A 12,530-nucleotide genomic window follows, 5' to 3' on the forward strand; every position below is an offset into this window, starting at 1 on the left:
TGGGTTAGTCAGTGTTTGTCAGTGTGTGAGATTTCGATGATGCGTTTTCGCTGCCTGTGGGTTATCGGCTGTTTGTGGTTTCCCTTGATGGGGTGGACGGCGTCCGCGCCACCGGGGCATGCCGCGGCGTTGTCACCTGAGCAACAACAATGGCTCGCCGCTCATGACGAATTGCGCGTCGGCGTGGTGTTACAGGCGCCTTATGCTCAATACGATCGCCGCTTGCAACGATTGTCCGGGGTCAACGTCGAGCTGATGAAATGGCTGGCCAGCGCGCTCAAGGTCGAGCTCAGCTGGCGCAATTTCCCGGATGTCACACAACTGGAATACGCCGCGCGCGAGGGTGAAATCGACATCGCCGTCGGCCTGACGCAAACCCCGGCCGGTTTGCGTCGGTGGCAATTTACCGACCCGTACATGCGGGTTCCGCAACTGGTGGTCAGTGACGAGAAAGGCACCGGTGTGGTGGAGCTGGAGAAACTCGACAGCCAGACCCGCGTCGCGGTGCGCATGCCCAGCGCGACCGCCGATTATCTGCGCAGCAATTATCCCCATCTGAACCTGCAAGGCGTGCCCATCGAGCGCCAGGCGCTGCAATTGTTGCTCAGTCAGCAAGCCGGCTACGCCGTGGTCGACGAGGCGCAACTGGGACGCTTGTCCGCCGAGCCGGAGTTCGCCGGACTGGTCGTGGTGGGCGACATCGGCCTGCCGCAATTGCTGCGCGTGGCCACTCGCCGGGATTGGCCGGAGCTGGCCGGCATTGTCGAAAGTGCGTTGCGGGCGATCCCGGCCAAGGACCTGGAACAACTGCACAACCAATGGCTACAACCCAAATACCCGCGATTGACCGAGTCCCCGGGGTTCTGGCAAAACCTTTGCCTGCTGTTCGCCGTCATGCTGTTGAGCTGCATGGCCATCGTGTTCTGGCAGCGACGCCAACAAAACAGTCTGGAGGCGCTCCTGTTGGCCGCGCGCGAAGACATTGCCTTGCGCGAGGCCAGCGAAGAGGCGTTGCGCCTGACGCAGTTTTCCATCGATCAGAGCACCGTCGGCATTCTCTGGGTCAACTGGGACAGCCATGTGCGCTACGCCAACCGTGCCGCCGAAAACATGCTCGGCTACGCCCCTGGCGGGATCATCGATCGGCCGCTGATCGACTTCGAGCCCGGCCTGCACATGGACCGCTGGTTGAATTTGTGGAAGCGCGCACGGGCCAGCGAGGACGGACCGCAAAGCTTCGAAACCCACTGCGTGCGGGCCGATGGCAGTATTTTGCCGACGGATGTCTCGTTGAGCTTCATGCGCTTTCGTGATGGCGAATACCTGGTGGTCTACCTCAATGACGTGACTGAACGCCGTCGTGCATTGGCTGCGTTGCAGGAAAGCGAGGCACGCTTGCAGGGCATCGCGGCCAACGTTCCGGGATTGGTGTTTCGCCTGGAGCGTGCGCCGGTGACAGGGCAAATCGACTTTGCCTACATCAGTGAAGGCAGTGAAACCCTGGTGGGCTACTCGCCGGCCACCCTGGCCCATCGCGACAAAGGCCTGCGCAGTCTGGTGCACCCGGACGACAAGGCCAGCTATCACCAGACGCAAGACCATGCGCTGGACACCGACAGCGACTGGTCGTGGCAAGGACGAATCCTGACCCGTTCGGGCGAACAACGCTGGGCCGAGATCAAGGCCATTACCCGTAAGCTCGAAGATGGCGCCTACGTCTGGGACGGTATCGTCTGGGACATCAGCGAAAGCAAGCGCATTGAACTGGAGTTGGCCAGCTCCCGCGAACAGTTGCGTGAATTGTCCGCCCACCTGGAAAGTGTGCGGGAAGAGGAAAAGGCGCGCATCGCCAGGGAGGTTCATGACGAGCTAGGCCAAATGCTGACCGTGCTCAAGCTGGAAACGTCCATGTGCGAATTGGCTTACGCACAACTTGACCCTGGTTTGAACGAACGCTTGCACAGCATGAAGCGCTTGATCGCCCAGCTGTTCCAGTTGGTGCGCGACGTGGCCACGGCGCTGCGACCACCGATTCTCGATGCCGGCATCGCTTCCGCCATCGAATGGCAGGCCCGGCGATTCGAGGCGCGCACGCAGATTCCGTGTCTGGTGCAGGTGCCGGACAATCTTCCGGTGCTCAGTGATGCGAAGGCGATTGGCTTGTTCAGGATCCTTCAAGAAGCCCTGACCAATGTCATGCGCCATGCCCAGGCGCATACTGTTGAACTGTCACTGGTACTGGAAGGCGACGAGTTGTGTCTGACCGTCAGCGATGATGGCGCAGGATTTGTTGCCGCGACCGGCCGGCCGACCTCTTTCGGGGTGGTGGGCATGCGTGAGCGGGTGTTGATCATGGGTGGGCGGTTGTCGCTTGAGAGTGAGCCGGGCGAGGGCACCACGCTGAGTGTTTGGGTGCCGCTGGATGCAGTCTGATTTTTTGTAGTGTCTTTGCTCGCGAATGATCTTGAATGGAGAAGAACGTGATCCGTGTACTGGTAGCCGAAGACCACACCATCGTCCGCGAAGGCATCAAGCAATTGATTGGCCTGGCCAAGGACCTGCTGGTGGTGGGGGAGGCGAGCAATGGTGAGCAGTTGCTTGAAACCCTGCGGCATGTGCCGTGCGAAGTGGTATTGCTCGACATCTCCATGCCGGGCGTCAATGGCCTGGAAGCGATTCCGCGGATTCGTGCGCTGAACAATCCGCCCGCCATCCTCGTGTTGTCGATGCACGACGAAGCGCAAATGGCCGCTCGGGCGTTGAAGATCGGCGCAGCGGGTTACGCGACCAAGGACAGCGATCCGGCGCTGTTGTTGACGGCAATCCGTAAAGTGGCGGCGGGCGGGCGCTACATCGACCCGGACCTCGCCGACCGAATGGTGTTCGAAGTTGGCCTGACCGATTCGCGGCCGTTGCATTCATTGCTGTCGGAGCGCGAGTTTTCGGTATTCGAACGTTTGGCCCAGGGCGTCAACGTCAATGACATCGCTCAGCAACTGGCCCTGAGCAGCAAAACCATCAGCACCCACAAGGCTCGGTTGATGCAGAAGCTCAACATCACATCGCTGGCGGAACTGGTGAAGTACGCGATGGAACACAAACTCCTCTGAAAGCCACCGTTTTTTCTTTGTAAGAGCACGGCTTGCTGGTGATGGCGTCCTGCAGATCGCCATCGTCAACAAGCAGCGCTCACACAACGGGTGACGCGTCGTCATATCCATCTGCGACACGCCTGCAGCGCCGCATTTTCCTGTTCTTGCGGCTTGTAGCTGACAGCTTGCCGCTGCGTTTGTCAAAACGCGCCATCCTTGTAGGGCAATCCCTACCCCCAACCTTCCATCTTGCTGAGGCAATTCTCTCCTGCGCCCCGATTTGCGTGGTCAGCAGGGTCCACTAGGCTTAGTCCCACAGCAGTCATCAACAACAAAGGTGTGGGTATGAGCCAGGTCGATTCAAGCGCAGGGGCCAGCGACATTCTGGTCAGCTTTCGTGGAGTGCAGAAAAGCTACGACGGCGAGAACCTGATCGTCAAAGACCTCAACCTGGACATTCGCAAAGGCGAATTCCTCACCTTGCTGGGGCCGTCCGGCTCCGGCAAGACCACCAGCCTGATGATGCTCGCCGGTTTCGAAACCCCGACCGCAGGCGAAATCCTGCTGGCCGGGCGCGCCATCAACAACGTGCCGCCGCACAAGCGTGACATCGGCATGGTGTTCCAGAACTACGCGTTGTTCCCGCACATGACCGTCGCCGAGAACCTCGCGTTCCCGCTGACCGTGCGCGGCCTGAACAAGAGCGATGTCAGTGACAAGGTCAAAAAGGTCCTGAGCATGGTTCAGCTCGACGCCTTTGCTCAGCGATACCCGGCACAACTGTCCGGCGGTCAGCAACAGCGTGTGGCGCTGGCCCGGGCGTTGGTGTTCGAACCGCAACTGGTGCTGATGGACGAACCCCTCGGCGCCCTCGATAAACAGCTGCGCGAACACATGCAGATGGAGATCAAACACCTGCATCAGCGCCTCGGCGTGACTGTGGTCTACGTGACCCACGACCAGGGCGAAGCCCTCACCATGTCGGACCGTGTAGCGGTGTTCCACCAGGGCGAGATCCAGCAGATCGCACCGCCGCGCACCCTTTACGAAGAACCGAAAAACACCTTCGTCGCCAACTTCATCGGCGAGAACAACCGCCTCAACGGCCGTTTGCACAGCCAGACGGGTGATCGCTGCATCGTTGAACTGGGTCGCGGCGAAAAAGTTGAAGCGCTGGCGGTCAACGTCGGCAAAACCGGCGAGCCGGTCACGCTGTCGATTCGTCCCGAGCGCATCAGCCTCAACGGTTCCAGTGAGTCATGCGTCAACCGCTTCTCAGGGAGGGTGGCGGAATTCATCTATCTGGGCGATCACGTCCGGGTTCGCCTGGAAGTCTGCGGAAAGACCGACTTCTTCGTGAAACAACCGATTGCCGAGCTCGATCCCGCGCTGGCTGTCGGCGACGTGGTACCGCTTGGCTGGCAGGTCGAACACGTTCGCGCGCTCGATCCACTTCTAGAGGCGCATTAATCGCCCCGGCAATACCAACACCAACCCTGCACGTGGAGAGAACAATAAATGTTGAGATCCCTGAAATTCACCGCCCTGGTCATGGGCATGATCGGTGCGGCACACGCGATGGCGGCGGGCCCGGACCTGACCGTGGTGTCCTTTGGCGGGGCGAACAAGGCTGCGCAGGTCAAAGCCTTCTATGCACCGTGGGAAGCGGCAGGTAATGGCAAGATCGTGGCGGGCGAGTACAACGGCGAAATGGCCAAGGTCAAAGCCATGGTCGACACCAAGAGCGTGTCCTGGGACCTGGTAGAAGTTGAATCGCCAGAACTGTCCCGTGGTTGTGACGAAGACATGTTCGAGCAGCTGGATCCGAAGCTGTTCGGCAAAACCGAAGACTACGTCAAAGGCGCTATCCAGCCATGCGGCGTGGGTTTCTTCGTATGGTCGACCGTGCTGGCCTACAACGCCGACAAACTGGCTTCCGCGCCAACCAGCTGGGTGGATTTCTGGGACACCAAGAAATTCCCGGGCAAGCGTGGCCTGCGTAAAGGCGCCAAGTACACCCTGGAATTCGCTCTGATGGCCGACGGCGTTGCGCCTAAAGACGTCTACAAAGTACTGGCCGGCAAGGATGGCCAGGACCGCGCATTCAAGAAACTCGATGAGCTGAAGCCAAGCATTCAGTGGTGGGAAGCCGGCGCACAACCGCCGCAGTACCTCGCTTCCGGTGACGTGGTCATGAGCTCGGCCTACAACGGCCGGATCGCTGCCGTGCAGAAAGAAAGCAACCTGAAAGTCGTGTGGAATGGCGGCATCTACGACTTCGACGCATGGGCAATTCCAAAAGGTCTGGACAAGGCACGTGCTGAAGCGGCGAAGAAATTCATCGCCTTCTCGGTGCAGCCACAGCAGCAGAAGACCTACTCGGAGAACATCGCTTACGGCCCGGCCAATATTCTGGCCGTACCGTTGCTGCCCAAGGATGTCCTGAAAGACATGCCGACCACCCCGGAAAACATCGCCAACCAAGTGCAGATCGACGTCAGCTTCTGGGCTGACAACGGCGAGCAACTGGAGCAGCGCTTCAATTCCTGGGCTGCGAAGTAAGCACAACCCTGTGGTTTGAACACCGCAATCCTTGTGGGAGCGAGCTTGCTCGCGATAGCAGTGGGGCAGTCAACATCGATGTCGGATGGAATGCCCCTATCGCGAGCAAGCTCGCTCCCACAGGTTGTTTGTATGCCTCTGCAACGATCAAAGATTTCCGGAGTACGCCATGGCCACCGCCATTCCCCTGACCGCGGGCACTGACCCCACCTTGAAGCAGCGACTCAGGCACGCCGAGCGGGTCAACCGCTGGAAAGCCCAGGCTTTGATCGCGCCGCTGGTGCTGTTTCTGTTGCTGGTGTTCCTGGTGCCCATCGTGGCGCTGCTCTACAAAAGCGTGGGTAACCCGGAAGTGGTCGGCGGTATGCCGCGCACCGTGAGCGCCATCGCCAGTTGGGACGGCCGAGGCCTGCCCGCTGAACCGGTTTACAAAGCGGCCAGCGAAGACCTCGCCGAAGCCCGCAAGAATCAAACCCTGGGCGATTTGTCCAAGCGCCTGAACATGGAACTGGCCGGCTACCGCAGCCTGCTGACCAAAACTGCCCGCGCCTTGCCATTCGCCACCGAACCGGCCTCCTATAAAGAAGCGCTGGAAGGACTCGACGAGCGCTGGGGTGACCCGGCCTACTGGCAAGCGGTACGCCGCAACGTCAGCAGCATCACGCCTTACTACCTGCTGGCGGCGGTCGATCATCGTATCGATGACCTCGGCGAAATCGCCCCGGCCACACCCGATCAGGCGATCTACCTCGACATCTTCGCCCGGACCTTCTGGATGGGCTTGATCATTACCGTGATCTGCCTGCTGCTCGCGTACCCATTGGCTTACCTGCTGGCGAACCTGCCATCGCGTCAAAGCAACCTGTTGATGATTCTGGTCCTGCTGCCGTTCTGGACCTCAATCCTGGTGCGCGTCGCCGCGTGGATCGTGTTGCTGCAATCGGGCGGGCTGATCAACAGCGGGCTGATGGCCATGGGCATCATTGATAAACCGCTGGAGCTGGTGTTCAACCGTACCGGGGTCTACATCTCCATGGTGCACATTCTGCTGCCGTTTATGATCCTGCCGATCTACAGCGTCATGAAAGGCATCTCGCCGACCTACATGCGCGCCGCGATCTCGCTGGGCTGCCACCCGTTCGCCAGCTTCTGGCGGGTGTACTTCCCGCAGACCTATGCCGGTGTCGGCGCCGGTTGCCTGTTGGTGTTCATCCTCGCCATTGGCTACTACATCACCCCGGCGTTGTTGGGCAGCCCTAACGACCAGATGGTCAGCTACTTCGTCGCCTTCTACACCAACACCAGCATCAACTGGGGCATGGCGACCGCACTGGGTGGGCTGCTGTTGCTGGCGACCGTGGTGCTTTATCTGATTTACAGCTGGCTGGTGGGCGCCAGTCGCCTGCGCCTGAGCTAAGGGGAGAACGAAATGCTGAGTCCTTATATGTCGCCCGTTGAGCGGGTGTGGTTCTACAGTTTGCGGATTCTTTGCGGCTTGATCCTGCTGTTCCTGATTCTGCCGGTGCTGGTGATTATTCCGCTGTCGTTCAACTCGGGCAGTTTCCTCGTGTACCCGCTGCAAGGTTTCTCGCTGCACTGGTACCAGGACTTCTTCGCCTCGGCTGAATGGATGCGCGCACTGAAGAACAGCATTATTGTCGCCCCGGCGGCGACGGTGCTGGCGATGGTCTTCGGAACGCTGGCGGCGATTGGCCTGACCCGCGGTGATTTTCCCGGCAAGGCGCTGGTCATGGCGCTGGTGATTTCGCCGATGGTGGTGCCGGTGGTGATCATCGGTGTGGCGAGTTACCTGTTTTTTGCCCCGCTGGGGTTGGGCAACAGCTTCTTCTCGCTGATCGTGGTGCACGCGGTGCTGGGTGTGCCGTTTGTGATCATCACGGTGTCGGCGACCTTGCAGGGGTTCAACCATAACCTGGTGCGCGCCGCGGCAAGCCTGGGTGCTTCGCCACTGACCGCGTTTCGCCGGGTGACGTTGCCGCTGATTGCGCCGGGCGTGATTTCGGGGGCGCTGTTTGCCTTCGCGACGTCGTTCGATGAAGTGGTGGTGACGTTGTTTCTCGCCGGTCCCGAGCAAGCGACCTTGCCTCGGCAGATGTTCAGCGGGATTCGTGAAAACCTCAGCCCGACCATCGCCGCTGCCGCGACATTGCTGATCGCCTTCTCGGTGATCCTGTTGCTGACCCTGGAATGGCTGCGCGGTCGCAGCGAAAAACTGCGCACCGCCCAGGTCTAACGCCACACACCATCCCCTGTGGGAGCGGGCTTGCTCGCGAAAGCGGAGTGTCAGTCGGCAACAATGTTGAATGACACACCGCCTTCGCGAGCAAGCCCGCTCCCACATTGGTTTTGTGGTGTTTTCGGGGTCGTTGGTCATTCACGACCCGAATAGCAGACAAACCCCAATCCCCAGCTACTATTGTGCCCAGCTCCCCTACCTATAAGAGGCTGCGCACGATGAGTCTTTCCTCTTTCAAAATCGCTCACAAACTGATCACCGGCGCAGGTGCCATCGAGCAGCTCGCCGCTGAGCTGACCCGTCTGGATGTCGACAACCCGCTGATCGTCACCGATGCCGCACTGGTCAAGTCCGGTACGGTTGAGCTGGCGCTGGCCCAGCTGGGGGGGCGGACCTACGAGATATTCGACCGGGTGCTGCCAGACCCGGAAATCGCCATTGTCGAAGACTGCATGCGGGTATACCGCGACGGCGGCCATGACGGCTTGATCGGTCTGGGTGGCGGCAGTGCCATCGACATCGCCAAGAGCGTTGCCGCCTATGCCGGTTACCACGGCGCGCTGGAGGATCTGTTCGGCATCGATCAGGTGCCGCGCAAGGGGCCACCGCTGATCGCGATCCCGACTACTGCCGGCACCGGTTCGGAAGTCACCAACGTGGCGATTCTTTCCGATAAGGTCGCGCAGCTGAAAAAAGGCATCGTCAGCGACTATCTGTTGCCGGACGTGGCGCTGGTCAGTCCGCAAATGACCCTGACCTGTCCGCGCAGTGTCACCGCCGCCAGTGGCGTCGACGCGCTGGTGCACGCCATCGAATCCTATCTGTCGGTCAACGCCTCACCCATCACCGACGCCCTGGCCATTGGCGCCATCAAGTTGATCGCCAAGGCGCTGCCCAAGGCCTATGCCAATCCGTCCAACCTGCAAGCCCGCGAAGACATGGCCACCGCCAGCCTGATGGCGGGCATGGCGTTCGGCAATGCCGGGGTCGGCGCGGTGCATGCGTTGGCGTATCCGCTGGGCGGGCGTTTCAACATTGCCCACGGTGTCAGCAACGCCTTGCTGCTGCCCTATGTCATGACCTGGAACAAGATGGCCTGTGTCGAGCGCATGCAGGATATTGCCGAGGCCATGGGGGTGAAGACCGCGCATCTGAGCGCCAATGAAGCGGCCGACAAAGCCGTGGAGGCGATGACCGCTCTGTGTGCTGCGGTCGAGATCCCGCTGGGCTTGCGCAGTTTCGGGGTTCCCGAAGAAGCGATCCCGGCCATGGCCACAGAAGCGGCGGGGATCGAGCGCCTGATGCGCAACAATCCGCGCAAATTGAGCGCCGTCGATATCGAGAAGATCTACCGGGCGGCGTACTAGAGCGCTGCCAGCGCAAATTGATTGAAGGCAGCCCCAATCATCGCGGTCACAGTGCGCGCGTCAAACTATGAGGTATACAATGCGCGCCATCGTGATTCTGCTCAAAAAAGGTGCGTCATGCAGCCCTTCGTCATTGCTCCGTCGATTCTCTCCGCCGACTTCGCCCGCCTGGGTGAAGAAGTGGACAACGTCCTGGCCGCCGGTGCCGACTTCGTGCACTTCGATGTCATGGACAACCACTATGTGCCGAACCTGACCATCGGCCCGATGGTGTGCGCGGCGCTGCGCAAGTACGGCGTGACCGCGCCGATCGACGCGCACCTGATGGTCAGCCCGGTGGACCGCATCGTCGGTGACTTCATCGAAGCCGGTGCGACCTACATCACCTTCCACCCGGAAGCCTCGCAGCACGTCGACCGTTCCCTGCAACTGATCCGCGAGGGCGGTTGCAAATCGGGCCTGGTGTTCAACCCGGCGACCCCGCTGAGCGTGCTCGAATACGTGATGGACAAGGTCGACATGATCTTGCTGATGAGCGTCAACCCGGGCTTCGGCGGGCAGAAATTCATCCCTGGCACCCTCGACAAGCTGCGTCAGGCGCGGGCCTTGATCGATGCGTCCGGGCGTGACATCCGCCTGGAAATCGACGGCGGTGTGAACGTGAACAACATTCGTGAAATCGCTGCGGCGGGCGCGGATACCTTTGTGGCAGGCTCGGCGATTTTCAACGCGCCGAACTATCAGGAAGTGATCGAGAAGATGCGCGCCGAACTGGCACTGGCTCGCCCATGAGTGGTTTTGAGCAGTTGTTCCCGGGGCGTCTGCCGCGGCTGGTGATGTTCGATCTGGATGGCACGCTGATCGATTCGGTCCCGGACCTCGCAGCGGCTGTGGATCAGATGCTGCTCAAACTGGGCCGCCAACCTGCCGGCATCGAGTCGGTACGGGAATGGGTCGGTAACGGCGCACCGGTATTGGTGCGGCGCGCGCTGGCGGGTGGCATCGAGCACTCGTCCGTCGATGACGTCGAGGCTGAACATGCGCTGGAGATTTTCATGCAGGCCTATGGCGCGAGCCATGAGCTGACCGTGGTTTACCCCGGTGTGCGTGACACCCTCAAGTGGCTGAACAAACAAGGCGTGGAAATGGCGCTGATCACCAACAAGCCGGAACGCTTCGTCGCGCCGTTGTTGGATCAGATGAAAATCGGCCGCTACTTCAAGTGGATCATCGGCGGCGATACCTTGCCGCAGAAGAAACCCGACCCGGCCGCGCTGTTTTTCGTGATGAAAATGGCCAACATTCCGGCCTCGCAATCCTTGTTCGTCGGCGATTCGCGCAGCGATGTGCTGGCGGCGAAAGCAGCGGGGGTTAAATGTGTGGCGCTCAGTTATGGCTACAACCATGGCCGGCCGATTGCCGAAGAGTCGCCGGCGCTGGTGATCGACGATCTGCGCAAGCTAATTCCCGGTTGCTTGGATCCGGCCGCTGAGATAACGTTGCGCGACGCTGTTCAACCCCCTGCTGGAAACGCCATCGTGGTGGTCACTCGCAAACTCTGGATGAAAGTCATCAAGGCCCTGGCCCGCTGGCGTTGGCGCGCCTGACTTGTTCCTGGCCGGCCTGCCGGCGCGTTTGCATACCTGACTGTTAGACCCTCAAGCCACGAGGCTACCCCATGATCCGCGAAGAATTCCTGCGTTTGGCCGCTGCCGGCTACAACCGCATCCCGCTTGCCTGCGAAACCCTGGCTGACTTCGACACGCCGCTGTCGATCTACCTGAAGCTGGCCGACGAGCCAAACTCCTACCTGCTGGAATCGGTTCAAGGCGGGGAGAAGTGGGGCCGTTACTCGATCATTGGTCTACCGTGCCGCACCGTGCTGCGGGTGCATGACCATCACGTCAGCGTGACCGTCGACGGCATCGAGACCGAAAGCCATGAGGTGGAAGACCCGCTGGCGTTCGTCGAAACCTTCAAGGCTCGCTACAACGTGCCGACCATCGCCGGCCTGCCACGTTTCAACGGCGGCCTGGTGGGTTATTTCGGTTATGACTGCGTGCGCTATGTGGAGAAGCGTCTGGGCAAATGCCCGAACCCAGATCCACTGGGCGTGCCGGACATTCTGCTGATGGTCTCCGACGCCGTGGTGGTGTTCGATAACCTCGCCGGCAAGATGCACGCGATTGTGCTGGCCGACCCGGCGCAGGCCGGTGCTTTCGAACTAGGCCTGGAACGTCTGGAAGAACTGCTGGAAAAACTCCGCCAGCCGATCACTCCGCGCCGTGGCCTGGATTTCAGCAAGCAACAGTCGGCTGATCCGGTGTTCCGTTCGAGCTTCACTCAGGACGATTACGAAAAAGCCGTCGACACCATCAAGGAATACATCCTGGCCGGCGACTGCATGCAAGTCGTGCCGTCCCAGCGCATGTCGATCGACTTCAAGGCTGCACCGATCGATCTGTACCGGGCGCTGCGCTGCTTCAACCCGACGCCTTATATGTACTTCTTCAACTTCGGTGACTTCCATGTCGTGGGCAGTTCGCCGGAAGTGCTGGTGCGGGTCGAAGACAACCTGATCACGGTGCGCCCAATCGCCGGTACCCGCCCACGCGGAGCCACCGAAGAGGCCGACCTGGCGCTGGAAAAAGACCTGCTGTCCGACGACAAGGAAATCGCCGAGCACTTGATGCTGATCGACCTGGGCCGTAACGACACCGGTCGGGTTTCGGAAATCGGTTCGGTCAAACTCACCGAGAAAATGGTCATCGAGCGCTATTCCAACGTGATGCACATCGTGTCCAACGTCACCGGGCAGCTGAAGGCCGGGCTGACGGCGATGGACGCATTGCGTGCGATTCTGCCGGCGGGCACATTGTCGGGTGCACCGAAGATTCGCGCGATGGAAATCATCGACGAACTGGAGCCGGTGAAACGTGGCGTCTACGGCGGGGCCGTGGGTTACTTCGCGTGGAACGGCAACATGGACACCGCAATTGCGATCCGCACCGCGGTGATCAAAAACGGTGAACTGCACGTGCAGGCCGGTGGCGGCATCGTGGCCGACTCGGTACCGGCGCTGGAATGGGAAGAAACCCTGAACAAACGCCGCGCGATGTTCCGCGCCGTGGCCCTGGCCGAACAAACCCCGGACGCCTGAGTTCACCGATAACCCTGTGGGAGCGAGCTTGCTCGCGATAGCGGTGTATCAGTCAGCATCGATGTCGACTGACAGCCCGTAATCGCGAGCAA

General features: G+C 60.5%; 10 protein-coding genes. All 10 read left to right on the forward strand.

What is annotated here, in order from left to right; genetic code table 11:
• The first annotated feature begins 36 nt into the window (after positions 1-36).
• The 10 genes from NL116_RS04115 to trpE all read left to right on the forward strand — a co-directional run bounded on the left by NL116_RS04115 (position 37) and on the right by trpE (position 12,438).
• On the forward strand, positions 37-2,433 hold the full coding sequence (locus NL116_RS04115) for a PAS domain-containing sensor histidine kinase (RefSeq protein ID WP_494376128.1): 2,397 nt from the start codon (positions 37-39) through the stop codon (positions 2,431-2,433).
• 35 nt (positions 2,434-2,468) lie between these two features.
• Entirely contained in the window at positions 2,469-3,110 is a 642-nt protein-coding gene (locus NL116_RS04120; protein ID WP_494376129.1) for a response regulator, read from the forward strand.
• 327 nt (positions 3,111-3,437) lie between these two features.
• Positions 3,438-4,562, forward strand: a complete 1,125-nt coding sequence (locus tag NL116_RS04125; protein ID WP_494376130.1) for an ABC transporter ATP-binding protein — start codon at positions 3,438-3,440, stop codon at positions 4,560-4,562.
• A 48-nt stretch (positions 4,563-4,610) separates the two neighbouring features.
• Positions 4,611-5,654: an ABC transporter substrate-binding protein gene (locus NL116_RS04130; RefSeq protein WP_223514879.1), complete on the forward strand. Its 1,044-nt coding sequence runs from the start codon at positions 4,611-4,613 to the stop codon at positions 5,652-5,654.
• 169 nt (positions 5,655-5,823) lie between these two features.
• The gene (locus NL116_RS04135) at positions 5,824-7,071 is read left to right on the forward strand and encodes an ABC transporter permease (RefSeq protein WP_494376131.1); all 1,248 of its coding nucleotides are present in this window, start codon (positions 5,824-5,826) and stop codon (positions 7,069-7,071) included.
• Positions 7,072-7,083: 12 nt separating this feature from the next.
• Positions 7,084-7,908 carry an ABC transporter permease gene (locus NL116_RS04140; RefSeq protein WP_027926741.1) on the forward strand — a complete coding sequence of 275 codons (825 nt, stop codon included), beginning with the start codon at positions 7,084-7,086 and terminating at the stop codon, positions 7,906-7,908.
• Between the two features lie 221 nt (positions 7,909-8,129).
• The gene (locus NL116_RS04145) at positions 8,130-9,278 is read left to right on the forward strand and encodes an iron-containing alcohol dehydrogenase (RefSeq protein WP_494376132.1); all 1,149 of its coding nucleotides are present in this window, start codon (positions 8,130-8,132) and stop codon (positions 9,276-9,278) included.
• 117 nt (positions 9,279-9,395) lie between these two features.
• Positions 9,396-10,070, forward strand: coding sequence for a ribulose-phosphate 3-epimerase (rpe, locus tag NL116_RS04150; RefSeq protein ID WP_027926743.1), 675 nt, complete (start codon positions 9,396-9,398; stop codon positions 10,068-10,070).
• On the forward strand, positions 10,067-10,885 hold the full coding sequence (locus NL116_RS04155) for a phosphoglycolate phosphatase (RefSeq protein WP_494376133.1): 819 nt from the start codon (positions 10,067-10,069) through the stop codon (positions 10,883-10,885). The genes rpe and NL116_RS04155 overlap by 4 nt, the downstream gene beginning before the upstream one ends.
• 71 nt (positions 10,886-10,956) lie before the next feature.
• Positions 10,957-12,438, forward strand: a complete 1,482-nt coding sequence (gene trpE, locus NL116_RS04160; RefSeq protein ID WP_494376134.1) for an anthranilate synthase component I — start codon at positions 10,957-10,959, stop codon at positions 12,436-12,438.
• Positions 12,439-12,530: the final 92 nt, after the last annotated feature.

This window comes from Pseudomonas sp. FBCC-B1667, assembly GCF_059133255.1.